The 16,353-nt window shown below is 65.7% G+C and carries 15 protein-coding genes; 4 read left to right on the top strand and 11 right to left on the bottom strand.

Features of this window, described 5'->3' with window-relative positions:
- Positions 1 to 4 precede the first annotated feature (4 nt).
- From H7J89_RS02155 to H7J89_RS02115, 9 genes are all read right to left on the bottom strand, one after another.
- Positions 5 to 1,159: an MCE family protein gene (locus H7J89_RS02155; protein ID WP_264036059.1), complete on the bottom strand. Its 1,155-nt coding sequence runs from the start codon at positions 1,157 to 1,159 to the stop codon at positions 5 to 7.
- A complete protein-coding gene (locus H7J89_RS02150; protein ID WP_264036055.1) occupies positions 1,160 to 2,596 on the bottom strand; it encodes a virulence factor Mce family protein in 1,437 nt (478 codons plus the stop codon).
- Positions 2,593 to 3,657, bottom strand: coding sequence for a virulence factor Mce family protein (locus tag H7J89_RS02145; protein WP_264036053.1), 1,065 nt, complete (start codon positions 3,655 to 3,657; stop codon positions 2,593 to 2,595). The genes H7J89_RS02150 and H7J89_RS02145 overlap by 4 nt, the downstream gene beginning before the upstream one ends.
- Positions 3,647 to 4,684 (bottom strand): virulence factor Mce family protein, encoded by a 1,038-nt coding sequence (locus H7J89_RS02140; protein WP_276041621.1) that lies wholly within the window; start codon positions 4,682 to 4,684, stop codon positions 3,647 to 3,649. The genes H7J89_RS02145 and H7J89_RS02140 overlap by 11 nt, the downstream gene beginning before the upstream one ends.
- Positions 4,685 to 4,698: 14 nt before the next feature.
- Positions 4,699 to 5,901, bottom strand: coding sequence for an MCE family protein (locus H7J89_RS02135; protein ID WP_264036049.1), 1,203 nt, complete (start codon positions 5,899 to 5,901; stop codon positions 4,699 to 4,701).
- Between the two features lie 18 nt (positions 5,902 to 5,919).
- Positions 5,920 to 6,762: an MlaE family ABC transporter permease gene (locus H7J89_RS02130; RefSeq protein WP_264036046.1), complete on the bottom strand. Its 843-nt coding sequence runs from the start codon at positions 6,760 to 6,762 to the stop codon at positions 5,920 to 5,922.
- 7 nt (positions 6,763 to 6,769) lie between these two features.
- Entirely contained in the window at positions 6,770 to 7,534 is a 765-nt protein-coding gene (locus H7J89_RS02125; RefSeq protein ID WP_264036044.1) for an MlaE family ABC transporter permease, read from the bottom strand.
- Positions 7,535 to 7,769: 235 nt separating this feature from the next.
- Positions 7,770 to 8,684 carry a 3-oxoacyl-ACP reductase gene (locus tag H7J89_RS02120; RefSeq protein WP_264036042.1) on the bottom strand — a complete coding sequence of 305 codons (915 nt, stop codon included), beginning with the start codon at positions 8,682 to 8,684 and terminating at the stop codon, positions 7,770 to 7,772.
- A 44-nt stretch (positions 8,685 to 8,728) separates the two neighbouring features.
- On the bottom strand, positions 8,729 to 8,920 hold the full coding sequence (locus tag H7J89_RS02115; RefSeq protein WP_264036040.1) for a ferredoxin: 192 nt from the start codon (positions 8,918 to 8,920) through the stop codon (positions 8,729 to 8,731).
- 202 nt (positions 8,921 to 9,122) lie between these two features.
- On the opposite strand from H7J89_RS02115, the gene H7J89_RS02110 reads away from it, so the two are divergent.
- From H7J89_RS02110 to H7J89_RS02095, 4 genes are all read left to right on the top strand, one after another.
- Positions 9,123 to 10,301 carry an acyl-CoA dehydrogenase gene (locus H7J89_RS02110; RefSeq protein WP_264036038.1) on the top strand — a complete coding sequence of 393 codons (1,179 nt, stop codon included), beginning with the start codon at positions 9,123 to 9,125 and terminating at the stop codon, positions 10,299 to 10,301.
- Between the two features lie 28 nt (positions 10,302 to 10,329).
- Positions 10,330 to 11,427, top strand: a complete 1,098-nt coding sequence (locus H7J89_RS02105) for an acyl-CoA dehydrogenase family protein (RefSeq protein WP_264036036.1) — start codon at positions 10,330 to 10,332, stop codon at positions 11,425 to 11,427.
- Positions 11,428 to 11,431: 4 nt separating this feature from the next.
- Positions 11,432 to 12,976, top strand: a complete 1,545-nt coding sequence (fadD17, locus tag H7J89_RS02100) for a long-chain-fatty-acid--CoA ligase FadD17 (RefSeq protein ID WP_264036034.1) — start codon at positions 11,432 to 11,434, stop codon at positions 12,974 to 12,976.
- 300 nt (positions 12,977 to 13,276) lie between these two features.
- Positions 13,277 to 13,990, top strand: a complete 714-nt coding sequence (locus H7J89_RS02095) for a serine hydrolase (RefSeq protein WP_264036033.1) — start codon at positions 13,277 to 13,279, stop codon at positions 13,988 to 13,990.
- Here H7J89_RS02095 and H7J89_RS02090 read toward each other — a convergent pair.
- Positions 13,976 to 15,526 carry an acetolactate synthase large subunit gene (locus H7J89_RS02090; protein WP_264036032.1) on the bottom strand — a complete coding sequence of 517 codons (1,551 nt, stop codon included), beginning with the start codon at positions 15,524 to 15,526 and terminating at the stop codon, positions 13,976 to 13,978. The genes H7J89_RS02095 and H7J89_RS02090 overlap by 15 nt on opposite strands.
- Entirely contained in the window at positions 15,523 to 16,347 is an 825-nt protein-coding gene (locus H7J89_RS02085; RefSeq protein ID WP_264036030.1) for an amidohydrolase family protein, read from the bottom strand. The genes H7J89_RS02090 and H7J89_RS02085 overlap by 4 nt, the downstream gene beginning before the upstream one ends.
- Between the last annotated feature and the right edge of the window lie 6 nt (positions 16,348 to 16,353).

Genomic DNA, 16,353 nt, shown 5'->3' with positions numbered 1-16,353 from the left:
TTCCCTATTGTCCTGAAGCCGCACCCGGCGGAATCTTGAACGGGTCAGCCGCCTGCCCGGATAGGTTGGCTAGTTCGCCCACCAAGAAGTCTGGGGGGTTCAGGATCTCGTTCATATGCGCCATGTTCGGGTCGAAGTACGCGGTCGTGAAGAACGTCTCTCCAATCCGGCGCAGCGTAAGGTCATACGTGGTGAACACGTTCAGGTAATCGCCTCGCACCGATTGTTTAATACCGAAGTTCGGGAACGGGAAGGTGAGCAGCAATTGCAGCGATGTGACGAATTCCTTTCGGTTGTCGTTAAGCGCCTTGACGACCGAATAGAGGCCCTTGAGATCCTCGGCAAAATCGACCTTCGTCTTCGCTAGCACCCGCGACGTAACCATAGCCAACTTCTTGAGCGCGGCGAACGCCTCGACAATGTGCTCGCGGTTCTTGTTGAGGACGCGAATCGCTTCGGGCAGCGTGTCCAGCGCGCGCCCCAGGTTGTCCCTATCCTGCGCTAGGGTCGCCGAGAATCGGTTCAATCCGTCAACCGCATCGATGATGTCGTTGACCTGCCGGTTGAGTCCCGCGGTCAGTTCTGCCAGTCGCGGGACCAGGTCGACGAACTGGTCCTGATGCCCGGCGAAAGCCTGATAGGTCTCGTCGGTGATCTCTTCCAGCGCACCGACGTTGCCCTTGTTCACTACGACACCGAGGGCTGAGAGCACCTCCTCGGTGGTGGGCGAACGGCCGGTGGCCGACTCGGATATCTTCGACCCGTCGGTCAGCCAGCCGACGGCCGGCTTGTCCTTTGGGCGGGCCAGGTCGATGTGCATCGAACCCAGCAGCGACGTCTGTGCGACCGTAGCCGTCGAGTTGGCCGGCATCATGACATTTTTGTCCAACGCCAATTTGACTGCCGCATAGAAAGAACCGTCGGAGCGCTGCATCGCCTGAATGCCCGCGACGCTGCCGACGGTGACGTCGTCGACCATGACGGGCGAGTTCTGGGGCAGCGTCGCCACGTCGGGCAGGTCGACGGTGATTGAGTAGGCGCCGGTGCCATGTCCGGCGGTGCCCGGCATCGCCACCGAGTTCAAGCCGTTGTATTGGCAGCCGGCCAGCAGCGCGCTACCCGCCGCTAAAGCGCCGCCGCGCAACCACATTCGGTTCATTTACCCGCCCCCTTGGTCGGCGGGTGGGGTCGGCGCCTGTCCCGGCGGCCCCGGTAGCGGACCGAAGGCGCTCCCCGGCGCGGGGCCCGGGGCCGGGGCGGCATTGCCCAAGGCCGGCGCGTGACCCGGGGCGGCACCCGTCTGCGGTGCCGTCGGAACGAGCAGGGCCTGCAGGTCCGCCGGGTTCTGGGGGGCGGGCGGGGCCTTGCCGCCGTTGGCCGGGATCCAGGTGAGATCTGGAACTGGGGTCTGCGACTTCGCCTGCGTCTCCGGAGTGTCGTAGATGATCTGGCCCTTGTAGGCAGTGATCGTGTTCAGCGGATGAAACATGATCGGGGGGTAATTGACGGTGAGCCGGCGCAGCACCGGCCCCAGCCGCTCGCGGCAGAGTTCGGCGCGCCGGAAGTAGTCAGGGCCACGTGGCCCTGCGGCGGTTTCGAAGGAACCACCACAAATGAATTGCACCGGGTTCGCAAACTCCGGAATAGAAAGCAAGCCGTTCAGGGCCCCCTGCGCGGGGTCGTAGATGTTGTAGAAATTGGAGATCCCCGGGCCCGCCACGTGCAGCACTTGCTCAATGTTGTCGCTCTGGTCGCTCAACGTCTTTGCCAGATCATTGAGGTTGTTGACCGTGTCGATGATGGTCGAGTTGTGCTCGTGCAAGAACCCCCGAATGTCAGAAAGCGCCTGGTTGAGCGTGCCCAGCGTCGTATCGAGGTGGCGGGAGCTGTCGGCGAGCACCTGGGAGACCGAGGCGACATTGCCGGCGAACTGCACGATCTGTTCGTTGCTGGCGGATAGCGCGTTGACGAGAACCTGGAGGTTCTTGACCGTGCCGAAGATGTCGCTGCGTGAATCCCCCAGCCGCCCAGCGGCTTGCGAGAGCTCGCGCAACGCGTTGTGGAAAGACTCGCCGTTGCCGCTGAGCGTGTCCGCGGCCTGGTTGATAGCCCGGCCCAAGGGCCCCTGCATCGATCCCGTGGTGGGGCCGAGTTGGGCAGCGAGCTGGGTCAGCGACTCCTTGACCTCATCCCATTCGACCGGAACTCCGGTGCGGTCCAAAGCGATGTTGCCATCGTCGGGCAGCATCGGCCCGCCGGTGTACGCCGGCGTCAGCTGAATGAACCGGGCGGCCACGAGGTTCGGCGACATGATGATCGCCTTCGCGTCCTTCGGGATCTTCACGTCCTTGGACACCAACATGGTGATCTTGACGTCGGAGGGCCGCGGCTCGATCGTGTCGACCCGGCCGACCGGCACCCCGAGGACGCGGACCTGGTCGCCGGGGTACAGCCCGACGGCGGACGTGAAGTAGCCGACGATACTGCGCGTATTACCGGTCGAAGACAGCACATACACGCCGCCCACCAACGCCGCGATGAGCGCGATGGCGTTGGTGTAGCGCAGCCCGCGGCTGCCGGCGATCCGCTGCATCATGGCGACTTCGGCCTAATGATCCAGCGTTCCTGGATGAGGCCCCGCAGATAGTCGGCTAGGCTCGCCGGCAGCTTGCCGGGTTGATAGAAGAAGTCAAACACCGTAGCGATCAAGGGCGCGGGTAGAACACTGTAGACGTTTACGTTGAACCCCGGTCCGGAGCCTACAACTTCGCCCAGCGTCGTTGCGTAAGCGGGGAGGCGCTTTAACGCCTCGGCAATGTAATCGCGGCGTTCATTGAGGTTGTCTAGCACAAGATTCAGCTTGTTGAGCGACGGGCCGAATTCCTTGCGGTTGTCGGCGACGAAGCCGGAGATCTGTGCCGACAGTCCCTGAATTCCCGAGATCAGCCGGCCGATGGCAGCACGCCGCTCATCGAGCGCGGCGAACAACGCGTTGCCGTCATCGACCAGCTTGTTGACTTGGTCGGCGCGCTGCGCCAGCACGCCGGTCACCGACTTCGCATGTGCCAGAAGGCTTTGCAGCGCCTCGTCACGACGGTTGAGGGTGCGTGACAGCGTCGTGACACCGTCGAGCGCACCGCGCAGCTCTGGGGTGGCGTCGTGCAGGGTGTCGGTCAAGACGTTCAACGCCTGCTCGAACTGGGGCTTGTTCAAGTTGTTGGCGTTTTGACCCAGATCCTCCAATGCGCCGGCGAGCGTGTAAGGCGTGGTCGTGCGGCTGAGCGGAATCGTGGTTGCCTTGCCGCTGCCGACCGGGGTCACCGCGATCGAGCGCTCACCGAGGATGGTGTCGGTGCGGATCGCCGCCAGTGACTGATCACCCACGGCGACATGGCGATCCACGCTGAAGCTGATCTTTGCGCTGTCTCCGGCCAGCCCGACCGACGTCACCTTTCCCACCTTCAAGCCCGAGACGTATACAGCGTTGCCGGGATTGATGCCGCCGGCGTCGGAGAAGTAGCCGTCGTATATCTTTCCCTGCGGCCAGAACGGCAGAGCCGCGTACCCGAACGCGATCAGCACGACGCACACCACCAGCACTACCCCGAAGATGCCGGTGCGCAGAGGATCTCGTACACGTTCACCCTCACTTGACAAAAGCGCACCTCCCCTTGCTGGGGTCGACCGGGCCGCCGAACGGAATCAAAATGTCGCCACCGGCTGGGCCGTTGATCTTGATCGTCACGGAGCAGAAGTAAATGTTGAAGAACGAACCGTAGGATCCCAGCGCAGCTAACCGCAGGTAATCCTCGCCCAGCTGCTCGATATCGTTGTCAACCTCGGCTTTACGATTGTCGATCTCGGTCGCCAGCGGCCGGGTGTTTTCCAGGATACCCTGCAGCGGCCGGCGTGAATTCTGCAGCAGCTCGGTCAGATCCGTCGTCGTAGATGCCAGCGGCGGGATGGCGCCCGCGATGTCGTCCTTGTTCTTGGCCAGCCCGCTGATCAATTGCTGTAATTGGTCAACACTCGTCGAAAATTGGGTGTTGCGCTGATCGAGGGTCTTGAGCACCGTGTTGAGGTTGTTGATGACGTCTCCGATGAGTTGGTCGCGCTGGCCCAGCGCCGACGAGAACGCGCTGGTGTCGGCCAGCACGTTGGACAATGCGCCGCCTTGGCCCTGCAGCAATTCGATGACGGCGCTGCTGATCGTGTTGACCTTGTCCGCATCCAGGCCTTTGAGCACCGGCCGCAGGCCGCCCAGCAGCGCATCGAGATCCAGTGCAGGCTGGGTGTGTTGGGAGTTGATGGTCGCGCCCGGCGGCAGCTTCCGGAGCTCCCCCGGGCCTGAGGTGATCTCCAGATACCGGTCCCCGACCAGGTTTTCGTAGCGAATCACCGCGCGCGTGGAGGAATAGAGCGTATAGCGCTTGTCGAGTCCGAACGTCACGTCAATGGTGTTGTCCGGGTTGAGCTTCACCCCGGACACCGCGCCGACCGGGACGCCGGCGATGCGGACTTTCTGGCCAGCCTTCAACCTCGACACGTCGGTAAACGTTGCGTGATAGGTGCCTTCGGGTCCGAACCGGAAGTCGCCGAAGATCACCACCAGTCCCGCGGACACGAGCAGCATTGCCACCGTGAAGATGCTGACCTTGATCATCATCGAGCGGTGTGTCGGCATGCTCCCGGCCGCCACTAGAAGTCGTCCCGTTCCGCGAACGCGCCGTGAAACAAGAATTGCAGCGTCGACGGCGCATCGACCTGCACCTCAGTGAACGGCTCGTACGGAACGTTCGCGTTATCGGTGACTAGGAAGGGTGAACGGTAGAACGAGCCTCCGTTCTGCTTCGTCGGAAGGTCGGGCAGACCGCGGCAGTTCGGTCCACCGGAGGCGTTGACGATCGGCAGAGATTCCGGGTACGTGTACGACGGTGAGCCGAGTACGAAGAGCGATGAGGTGAACAGGCCGGCCTTTACCGTGCCGATCAAAGGAGCAAACTCCTTCACTCCTCGCGCCACTCCCTTGAACAAGCAACCGAATTCGGGCGAGTAGTCATGGGCCACCTTCAATGGGGCTCGCAGCCGATTGATGGCGTCGATGAAATTCTGCTCGGCCGGCGCCAACGTCTCGTAAGCGTTGTTGGCCAGGCCGATCGTCGCCAATAACGTGTTGTTGAGGTTCTTCTGCTGGTCGACGACGGTCTTGTTGATCGCCGGCAGGTTGTCGAATACCGTGTTCAGGTCCGGGGCGGCGTCGGCGTAGGTGTTGGCGACGATGGCGGCCTTGCGGAAGTCCTCCTGCAGCGCAGGTAGCTTCGGGTTTGCCTGGCGCGTCAACGTGTTCAGGCCCGACAAGATGCCGCCCAAGTCGTCGCCGTGGCCACGCAGACCTTCGGACAGTGCGCTCAGCGTGCCGTTGAGCTCGACGGGGTCGATCTTGTGCAGCAGGTCCATCAGCGACTGGAACAAGGTGTTGACTTCCAGCTGCACCGCAGAGGCCATGACGTGCGCGTCCGGGCGTAGCGAGGTCAGCGAAGGGTACTGCGGCGGAAGGAATTCCACCGACTTGGCACCAAAGATGGTGTTCCCCCCGATGTGCACCGTCGCGTTGGAGGGGATGAAGTGCATGTCGTTGCTTTTGATGCCCAGCGTCAGCCGCGCCTGGTCACCGGAATAGTCGATGTTCTCGACCTTGCCGATTTGGACGCCGCGATACTTGACCTTGGCGCCCTTCGCCATCACCAGCCCGGCCCGCGGAGTCGAGACCGTGACCTTGTCGATCGAGGCGAAAGCCGCTGTGTAGGAAAGGTAAGTCACCGCGACGAACGCCAATATCAGACTGGCAAGCACGGCGGCTGCCAGCCGGACGGGGGTACGTCGCGTTCCTGTGTGTGCCATTTCCTTTAAGCGGTCCTCTTACCCGGAGAGGTTGAAGTTACCGGACGCGCCGTAAACGGCGAGTGAGATGAACAGTGTGATGACGACGACGGCGATCAGCGAGGTGCGCACGGCCTGGCCGACCGCGATGCCGACGCCGACCGGGCCGCCGCTGGCGTTGTAGCCGTAATAGGTATGGACGAGCATCACCGCGATGGACATGACGATCGCCTGCAGGAAAGACCACAGCAGGTCCGACGGGATGAGGAACGTATTGAAGTAGTGGTCGTAAAGGCCCTTGGATTGCCCGTTGATGTACACCGTGGTGAAGCGGGCGGCGAAGAACGCGGCCAGCACCGACAGCGAATACAGCGGAATGATCGCAATGAGGCCGGCAATCAAGCGAGTTGACACCAGGTAGGACACCGAGTGCACCGCCATGCACTCGACGGCGTCGATCTCTTCGGACACCCGCATGGCGCCCAATTGGGCGGTGGCACCGGCACCGATGGTGGCCGCCAGCGCGATGCCGGCGATCACGGGCGCGACAACCCGGACGTTCAGGAATGCCGACAGGAAGCCGGTCAGCGCCTCGATGCCGATGTTGCCCAGCGAAGAATACCCCTGCACGGCGATGACTCCGCCGGACGCCAAGGTCAAGAAAGCGGCGACGCCGACCGTGCCGCCGATCATGACGAGAGCCCCTGCGCCCATTGTCATCTCGGCGATCAGCCGGATCGTCTCCTTGCGGTAGCGGGTGAGCGCGTTTGGAACATAGCGCATGGTCTGCCCATAGAACAGTGCCTGTTCGCCGAAGTCGTCGACCGGCTCCTGAAACCGCAAGGCGAGGCTGCGCAGGCGATAGCTTACGTCGTAGCTCATCGAGTACTCACTTCGCCGAGATCCGCACGCCGATGGCCGTCATCACCACGTTGATGACGAACAGACAGATGAACGCATAGACGACCGTTTCATTGACGGCATTGCCGACACCCTTGGGTCCGCCCTTGACGGTCAGGCCGCGGTAACAACCGACCAGCCCGGCCATCACACCGAACAGGAGCGCCTTGACCTCGGCGAGCACCAGCTCGCGCAGCCCGGTCAGCACGGTCAGCCCGTTGATGAACGCACCCGGATTGACGCCCTGCAGGAAAACGGAGAACACGTAGCCACCCGATAATCCGATGGCGCACACCAATCCGTTGAGCAAGAGCGCGACGACAGTCGATGCCAGCACGCGGGGTACCACGAGTCGATGGACGGGGTCGATGCCGAGCACCCGCATCGCGTCGATTTCTTCGCGGATGGTGCGCGCACCGAGGTCGGCGCAGATCGCGGTGGCACCCGCACCGGCCACCACGAGCACGGTCACCACCGGACCCAACTGGGTGATCGTGCCGAATGCCGTTCCGGCGCCCGACAAGTCGGCGGCCCCGATTTCGCGCAGCAGAATATTGAGGGTGAACGCCACCAGCACGGTGAACGGGATGGATACCAGCAGCGTCGGGACCAGCGACACGCGCGCGATCATCCACGTCTGTTCCAAGAATTCGCCCAATTGAAACGGCCGGCGAAAAGTCTCGCGGCCGGTGTCGATCATCATTTCGAAGAACCCGCCGACGGCACGGGCGGGAACCGCAAGCTGCTGCATCAACTCGGCTACCCCCCTCAGCTGCTCGCGGCGAAGTCTATGCGTCGCCTTAGCGGTGTCTTCGTCGCATGCGGCTCGGTGTGAGCCGGATCATATTAACCCAGAACAAGTTAATGGTGTCAATGAACAGCATTTCTTTGTCTGAAACGTTAATTTGCCAGGTCAGATGCGCTTACGTCATTCCAAACTGACACACGTTCTTACTGCTGATTCCCCCCCACGAAGTAACGTCACACAGCTATTGCTCCATCAGCCCGACCGCGGAAAAGTTCCGCTCCGGATCCCGCCCAGCAAAGTACTCTTGCAGCGTCGCGCTCAGTTGCGCAGGCTCCCAAGCCTCACCCGCGGCGCTGAATTGATGCTCAGCGGTCGGCGCCGCAACCAGTGTCACCCGGGGCCCATAGACAATGAACACCTGGCCGTTGACTTCCGCGGCCGCCGGCGATGACAAGAACTTGACCAGACTGACGACGTGCTCGGGCGACAGCGGATCGATCCCGCCCGCATCGACTTCCGGTGCGGCACCGAAGACGTCGGCCGTCATGGCGGTGCGGGCGCGCGGACAGATCGCGTTGGCGCACACGCCGTAGCGGCCCAGCGCCCGCGCGGCCGTCAGGGTGAGCGAGATGATGCCGGCCTTGGCGGCGCCGTAGTTGGCCTGGCCCACCGGGCCGACCAGCCCCGCTTCGGACGCGGTGTTGACCAGGCGCCCGTAGACGGTTCCCCCCGCGTCCTTGGCCTTGGAGCGCCAGTAGGTCGCCGCGTTGCGAGTCAGCAAGAAGTGGCCGCGCAGGTGCACCGCGATCACCAGGTCCCACTCCTCGTCGGACATGTTGAACAGCATCCGGTCGCGGGTGATCCCCGCGTTGTTGACCACGATGTCCAGTCCACCGAGCCCGTCGGCCTGGGCGACCAGCTCGTCGGCGGTGGCGCGCTCGCTGATGTCGCCGACGACCGCGACGGCCTTGGAGCCGGCCGAGTTGATCTCGTCGATGACGTCGGAGGCGTCCAGGGCGGCGGCGATGTCGTTGACGACGACGGTGGCGCCGAGCCGGGCCAGCCCGAGCGCCTCGGCCCGCCCCAGTCCCGCGGCGGCACCGGTCACCACCGCGACCTTTCCGGAGAGATCGGTCGCGTTCGTGCTGTTAGTCAATTTATGAATACCTCTAGTTTCGGATGGCGCGCGTCAGTCTCGGGCTAGTCGCTGCGCGATAGCGCCGCGCGCGGGCATTCGGCGATAGCCCGCTCGGCCAGCTGTTCCTGATCGGCGGGAATCGGGTCGAGCTTCACGACGGCGTAATCGTCGTCGTCCAGGTCGAAGATATCCGGCGCGATTCCCATGCACACTGCGTTGCCTTCACACCGGTCACGGCCGACAATCACCCGCACAGCACTCTCCTTGCACCTGGCCTTCAGCTGAGGACATGCCCCATCAGTATGTAGGACCACCATAGGGCCCCGATACCGCCCGGGAAACGGTCGCTGGAATCTCAGACTAGAACGTGTTACAACCGGGAAGACGAACGGGTAGTCGTCGGCTGAGTAACGTCGGCTAATCGAGGCGTGTCACGTTAACAAAGGACGGCTGGGAATGCGCATCAGTTACACCCCTGAACAGGAGGAGCTGCGTCGCGAGCTGCGGTCGTACTTCACCACGCTCATGACCCCGGAACGGCGCGAGGCGCTGACATCGACGCAGGGCGAGGTCGGAACCGGCACCGCGTATCGCGACACCGTCGCGCAGATGGGCAAGGACGGATGGCTCACCCTGAACTGGCCCAAGGAGTACGGCGGCCAGGACCGCTCCCCGATGGACTCGCTGATCTTCACCGACGAGGCCGCGATCGCCGGCGTGCCAGTGCCGTTCCTGACGATCAACAGCGTGGCGCCGACCATCATGGCGTTCGGCACCGAGGAACAGAAGAAATTCTTCCTACCCAAGATCGCGGCCGGTGAACTGCACTTCTCGATCGGCTACTCCGAGCCCGGCGCCGGAACCGACCTGGCCAACCTGCGAACCACCGCCGTCCGCGACGGGGACGACTACGTCATCAACGGCCAGAAGATGTGGACTAGCCTGATCGCCTACGCCGACTGGGTCTGGCTCGCGGTCCGCACCAACCCCGAGGCGAAGAAGCACCGCGGCATTTCGATGCTGGTCGTGCCGACAACCGCCGAGGGTTTCTCCTGGACGCCCGTGCACACCATGGCCGGTGTGGACACCAGCGCCACCTACTACTCCGACGTGCGGGTGCCGGTGACCAACCTGATCGGCGAGGAAAACGGCGGCTGGAAGCTGGTGACCAACCAGCTCAACCACGAACGCGTCGCCCTGGTGTCGCCGCAACCGATCTTCCTGGCGCTGCGCGAGGTTCGCGAGTGGGCGCAGAACACCAAGGCCGCCGGCGGGGCGCGGCTGATCGACTCGGAGTGGGTGCAGATCAACCTGGCCCGCGTCCACGCCAAGGCCGAGGTGCTCAAGCTGATCAACTGGGAGCTGGCGTCGGCGAACAGCGAGTCCCTGTCGCCGGCCGACGCATCGGCGGCCAAGGTGTACGGCACCGAACTGGCCACCGAGGCGTACCGGCTGCTGATGGAGGTGCTGGGCACCGCGGCTACGCTGCGCCAGGATTCGCCGGGCGCCCTGCTGCGCGGCCGGGTCGAGCGGATGCACCGGGCGTGCCTGATCCTGACCTTCGGCGGCGGCACCAACGAAGTGCAGCGCGACATCATCGGCATGGTCGCGCTGGGCCTGCCCCGAAACCGCTGAACTCCCCTCTCCCTAAGGACGAATATCGATGGACTTTTCGACAACCGAAGCGGCGAACGATCTCGGCGGCCTGGTCGACACGATCGTGAACTCGGTATGCACACCGGAGCACCAGCGTGAGCTCGACAAGCTCGACCAACGGTTCGACCGCGAGCTGTGGGGCAAGCTCATCGACGCCGGCATCCTGACCAGCGCCTCGGCCACCTCGGTGGGCGGCGACGGATTCGGGGTGCTCGAGCAGGTTGCCATCTTGGTGGCGTTGGGCCACCGGCTGGCGGCCGTGCCCTACCTGGAGTCGGTGATGCTGGGTGCCGGCGCATTGGCCCGTTTCGGCACCGAAGAGCTGCAACAGGATTGGGGTGCCCCGGCGGTCAGCGGCGAGAAGGTGCTCGCCGTCGCGCTCTTGGGTGAAATGGGTGAGGGCCCGGTGCGGGCCGCCCGCGCCGGTGAGGGCTACCGCCTGACCGGTACGCGCACCCAGGTCGGCTTCGGGCCGGCGGCCGACGCCTTCCTCGTTCCGGCCGAGACCGATTCCGGGACCGCCGTTTTCGTGGTCGCCGCCGGAGACCCCGGGGTTGCGGTGACCCCATTGAAGACCACCGGCCTGGGCAGCGTGGGGCACCTGGCGCTGGACGGCACCGCAGTGGACGGCACCCGGATGGTCGGCGGCGCCGAGGTCGTGACCTGGCTCGACACGCTTGCGGCCTTGGGCCGCAGCGCCTTCCAGCTGGGAGTGCTGGAACGCGGACTGCAGCTCACCGCCGAATATGCCCGGGAACGGGAGCAGTTCGATCGCCCGATCGGCAGCTTCCAGGCGGTGTCGCAGCGGCTGGCGGACGGTTACATCGACGTCAAGGGCTTGCGGCTCACGCTCACCCAGGCGGCCTGGCGGGTCTCCGAGGATGTACCCGCCGACATCGACGTGGCCAGTGCAGCGTTCTGGGCCGCCGACGCCGGGCACCGCGTGGCGCACACCATCGTGCACGTACACGGCGGCGTCGGCGTCGACACCGATCATCCGGTGCACCGCTATTTTCTGGCCGCCAAGGAGGCCGAATTCGCGTTGGGCGGGGCGACGGGTCAGCTGCGCCGGATCGGCCGCGAGCTGGCGGAAACCCCTGCCTAGCTTCGTGCTTCCTCCGGACCCCACGGTCACCAAACTGCTGGTACCGCTGGCTGAGATCGACGACCGGGGCGTCTATTTCGAGGACTCCTACACCAGCTGGCGCGATCACCTGTGGCACGGCGCCGCGATCGCGGCGGCGCTGCGGGAACGCCTCGACCCGGTGAAGCCGCCACACGTCGGCGTGTTGTTGGAGAACACCCCGTTCTTCTCGGCGATGCTGACGGCGGCCGGCATGTCCGGGATCGTGCCGGTGGGGCTCAACCCGGTGCGCCGCGGCGACGCGCTGGCCCGCGACATCGCCCACGCCGACTGCCAGATGGTGCTGGCCGACTCGAATTCGGCAGCCGCACTGGGTGACATCGATTACGTGAACGTCGATTCCACGGAGTGGGCCGACGAGGTGGCCGCGCATCGCGACGCCGAGCCGCGATTCCAATCCGCAACCGCCGCGGACCTTTTCATGCTCATCTTCACCTCAGGCACCAGTGGCGAGCCCAAGGCGGTGAAGTGCAGCCACGGCAAGGTTGCGATCGCGGGCGTGACGATGGCCCAGCGATTCGATCTCGGCCGCGACGACGTCTGCTACGTGTCGATGCCGCTGTTTCATTCGAACGCGGTGTTGGTGGGCTGGGCGGTGGCGGCGGCCTGCCAGGGTTCACTGGCGTTGCGGCGCAAGTTCTCCGCCTCGAACTTCTTGGCGGACGTCCGCCGCTTCGGTGCCACCTATGCCAACTACGTCGGCAAGCCCCTGTCGTATGTGCTCGCCACGCCCGAGCAGCCCGACGACGCGGACAACCCGCTGCGCGCGGTCTACGGCAACGAGGGCGTGCCGCGCGACGTCGAACGCTTCGCGCGCCGGTTCGGCTGTGTCGTGCAGGACGGATTCGGTTCCACCGAAGGCGGTGTGGCGATCGCGCGATCTCCCGACACGCCGGACGGCGCGTTAGGACCACTGCCCGAAGGAGTCGAGATCGTCGACCCCGATACCGGTGCACCCTGCCCGGCGGGCGTGGTCGGCGAGCTGGTGAACACCGCCGGCGCTGGCCGCTTCGAGGGCTACTACAACGACGAGGCGGCCGAGGCCGAGCGGATGGCGGGCGGCGTGTACCACACTGGCGACCTCGCCTACCGCGACGACGCCGGTTACGCGTACTTCGCTGGGCGGCTCGGTGATTGGATGCGGGTCGACGGTGAGAACCTGGGCGCGGCTCCGATCGAGCGGGTGCTGCTGCGGCATCCCGACGTGACCGAGGTGGCCGTGTACGCGGTACCGGATCCGGTGGTCGGCGACCAGGTGATGGCCGCGTTGGTGCTGACGCCGGGCGCCGAGTTCGATGCGCGGAAGTTTCGCGCCTTCCTGGCCGGGCAGCCAGACCTGGGGCCCAAGCAGTGGCCGTCGTACGTCCGGGTCAGCGCCGAACTTCCGCGCACCGTGACCTTCAAGGTGCTCAAGCGCCAGTTGGCGGCGCAGGGCGTCGACTGCGACGATCCGGTATTACGGATCCAGCCGCAAACGGCGAGGGGAACGTCCGCGCGTAAATGTCCGTAGGACGATCGTCGGGTCCGCCCTCCTTGCTTCCTTCGGCGCCGTCGTGCTCGGGTTGGGCGCCGGTTTCGCCGCCGCGGATCCGGTGTTACCGCCGCCCCCACCGACGCTGGCATGGGTACCCCAGACGCCGGAACCCGATCCGTGGGAGCCACCTCCGCCGGCGGCGGGGCTGCCGCTTCCGCCCAGCTAGCGGCGCGCCGTCACCCTTGTCGCACTGCGCGTTAAGACCGTCGACGATAATGCGCCATTGCACAGACATGTCGGGATCGAAGGAGACGCGATGGTTGGTCCGATCAGCGCATGACTTCCCGGCCCCTGGAGACCGCGCTCGAAGCGAGCTTCGAGCAACTGTCCGCCGCGGTACCGGCGGACGTCGGCATAGCGATCGCCCGGCCGGATCGCACCTACTCGCTGGGCCGATGGTGGTCCGGTGTCGCATGGTCGACGATCAAGGTGCCGCTGGCGATCGCGGCGCTGCGCAGCGATTGGCTGCACGCCAAGGACCTGGCCGTCAAGGCCATCACGGAATCCGACAACCGCGCGTCGGAGCAATTGTGGGCCGCCCTGGGCGATCCCGGGGAAGCGGCGCGGCGGGTGCAGGGTGTGATCGCCGAGGGCGGTGACACGGCCACCGTGGTCGAATCTCGTCGGCTTCGGCGTGGGTATACGGCATTCGGCCAGACGCAGTGGACCCTGCAGCGGCAAGCGCGGTTCGCGGCCGAGCTGCCTTCGATCCCCGATTCGGCCGACGTCATCGAGCTGATGCAAGAACTCACCAGCGGCCATCGCTGGGGGCTGGCCGCCAAAGGACTTGCGGCCAAGGGCGGCTGGGGGCCCGGCATGCACGGCGACTACCTGGTGCGGCAGTTCGGCATCGTGCCCACACCATCGGGGCAGTGGGGCGTCGCGCTGGCGGCCACGGTTCACGACGGGGTGTTGGAGACTGGCGTCGACGTCCTGAACACGATGTCCGAGTGGGTCCTCAGCCGGCTTCCCGGGCTAGCCCGTTATTGACGGCACCACGGCGTCGATCAGGTGCGGCCCCGGTTCGCTCAATGCTTGACGCAGCGCGTCGGCGAGTTCCTCCGCGGTGGTGACGCGCCGGGCGGGCACTCCCATCCCCTCGCTGATCTTGACGAAATCCATTGTGGGGCGCGACAAGTCCAGCAGGCCCAGCGCCTTGGGCCCGGGAGCCGATCCGGCGCCCACCCGCGCCAACTCGATCCGCAGGATGTCGTAGGCGCTGTTGTCGTAGATCACCGTGGTCACGTTGAGGTTTTCCCGCGCCTGTGTCCACAATCCGGAGATCGTGTACATCGCCGACCCGTCGGATTCCAGGCAGAGCACCGGACGATCGGGGGCGGCCACCGCGGCACCCACGGCGGCCGGGATGCCGTACCCGATCGCCCCGCCGGTCAGCGTCAGCCAGTCATGGGCCGGCGCGCCGGCCGTGGCCTGGGCGAGCAACACCCCCGAGGTGTTCGACTCGTCGACGACGATCGCCCGTTCCGGCAGCAGCGCGCCGATCACGTCGGCCGCTGACGCGGACGTCAGGGCACCCGTCGGCAGCTGCGGCCGCGCCGCGGCCGCCACCGGGGCAGCCGCTCCGGGCGCGACCTCGTCGCCCACCGCGGCGAGCGCTTCGGCGGCGCCGCTGTGCCCGGCGAGCAGATGCACCTCGCAGCCGGCCGGGACGAGGTCGCTGGGCATGTTCGGGTAGGCGAAGAACGACACCGGCGACTTGGCGCCGGCCAGCACCAGATGCTTGGCGCCGTCGAGTTGGGCGGTCGCGGCCTCGGCGAAATAGGCCAGCCGCTCGACTGCGGGGACGCCCGCACCGCGCTCCAGGCGAGTCGGGAACGTCTCGCACAGCACCCGTGCCCCGGTCGCCTGCGCGATCCGAACGGCGGCGGCTAGGCCCGGACCGCGAGTGGCGTCACCGCCGATCATGAGCACCGTGGGTTCCCCGGAGCGCAGCGCCTCGATCACTTCGAACGCCAACCGCGGCTCGGCCCCCGCGGGTTCCGCGGGCATGGTGCCGCCGGCTTGGGCCCCGTCCGACCAGGACACGTCGGCGGGCAGGATCAGCGTCGAAATCTGCGAGCCCGCGCGGCTGGCGGCGATCGCCTCGGCGGCGTCGGACGCGACGTCCGCGGTGTGTTCGGTGCGACGCACCCACCCCGAGACCGTGCCCGCGAGCGCGTCGATGTCGGATTCCAGTGGGGCGTCGTACTTTTTGTGATACGTGGCGTGGTCGCCGACGACCACCACCATCGGCACCTGAGCGCGCCGGGCGTTGTGCAGGTTAGCCAGGCCGTTGCCCAGGCCGGGACCCAGGTGCAACAGCACCGCCGCCGGCCGGCCGGCGATGCGCGCGTAGCCGTCGGCCGCGCCGGTCGCGACTCCCTCGAACAGGGCCAGCACGCCGCGCATGCGCGGGACGGTGTCCAGCGCGGCCACGAAGTGCATCTCCGAGGTGCCCGGGTTGGCGAAACACACGTCGACGCCGCCGTCGACCAGGGTGTTGATCAGGGCCTGGGCACCGTTCACGTGATTGCCTCCAGTTTGAAAACGCGCTCGGCGTTGCCGTGCAAGAAGTCTCGGCGGCCCTCGTCGGCCAGACCGAGGTCCGCCAGTCCCGCCAAGGCGTGCGCGTGGGTCATCATCGGATAGTTGGTGCCGAACAAGACCTTGCGTTGTCCGGTACCGGTTTTCATGAATCGGATCAGTTCATCCGGAAGTCGCTTGATGGTGTAGGCCGACGTGTCGATGTAGACGTTCTCGTGTTTACGGGCGACCGCGACCATCTCCTCGGTCCACGGATAGCCGACGTGCCCACACACGATCACCAGCTCGGGGAAGTCGAGGGCGACCTCGTCGATGTAGGGGATCGGGCGGCCGGTCTCCGAGGGCCGCAGCGGACCGGTATGGCCCACCTGGGTGCAGAACGGCACCCCCAGCTCCACGCATTCGGCGAACAGCGGATAGTAGCGGCGGTCGGTGGGTGGCGCGTTCCACAGCCACGGCACCACCCGCAGGCCCAGGAATCCCGCTCGAACGCGGCGCCTCAGCTCACGGACCGCTTCCATCGGGCGATCGAGGTCGACGGTGGCCAGCCCCCCAAACCGGTTCGGATGCAGGCGAATCCACTCGGCGACCTCGTCGTTGGAAATCAAGTCCTGGCCGCCGGGGCCACGCCACGCGCTGAGCAGGCCGAAGCGGACGCCGGCCGCGTCCATGGTCGCGATGCTCACCTCGATCGGGACGTCGCCGTCCGGTATGGAGTCACCGGTCCAGCGCCGCAAGGATGCCAGCATGTCGCTGCGCAGGAACCGCGCAGTGGGGTGCTGCATCCATACATCGACCGTCATCGCGAT

Source organism: Mycobacterium paraffinicum (assembly GCF_025822865.1).
Lineage (GTDB): Bacteria > Actinomycetota > Actinomycetes > Mycobacteriales > Mycobacteriaceae > Mycobacterium > Mycobacterium paraffinicum.
This window is presented reverse-complemented; position numbering and strand designations above follow the sequence as displayed.

Excerpts from the sequence above, each read along its gene's own strand:
- H7J89_RS02130 (WP_264036046.1), bottom strand. The coding sequence starts at position 6,762 with ATGAGCTACGACGTAAGCTATCGCCTGCGCAGCCTCGCCTTGCGGTTT.
- H7J89_RS02150 (WP_264036055.1), bottom strand. The coding sequence starts at position 2,596 with ATGATGCAGCGGATCGCCGGCAGCCGCGGGCTGCGCTACACCAACGCC.
- H7J89_RS02140 (WP_276041621.1), bottom strand. The coding sequence starts at position 4,684 with ATGCCGACACACCGCTCGATGATGATCAAGGTCAGCATCTTCACGGTG.
- H7J89_RS02135 (WP_264036049.1), bottom strand. The coding sequence starts at position 5,901 with ATGGCACACACAGGAACGCGACGTACCCCCGTCCGGCTGGCAGCCGCC.
- H7J89_RS02105 (WP_264036036.1), top strand. The coding sequence starts at position 10,330 with ATGGACTTTTCGACAACCGAAGCGGCGAACGATCTCGGCGGCCTGGTC.
- H7J89_RS02095 (WP_264036033.1), top strand. The coding sequence starts at position 13,277 with ATGACTTCCCGGCCCCTGGAGACCGCGCTCGAAGCGAGCTTCGAGCAA.
- H7J89_RS02155 (WP_264036059.1), bottom strand. The coding sequence starts at position 1,159 with ATGAACCGAATGTGGTTGCGCGGCGGCGCTTTAGCGGCGGGTAGCGCG.
- H7J89_RS02085 (WP_264036030.1), bottom strand. The coding sequence starts at position 16,347 with ATGACGGTCGATGTATGGATGCAGCACCCCACTGCGCGGTTCCTGCGC.
- H7J89_RS02110 (WP_264036038.1), top strand. The coding sequence starts at position 9,123 with ATGCGCATCAGTTACACCCCTGAACAGGAGGAGCTGCGTCGCGAGCTG.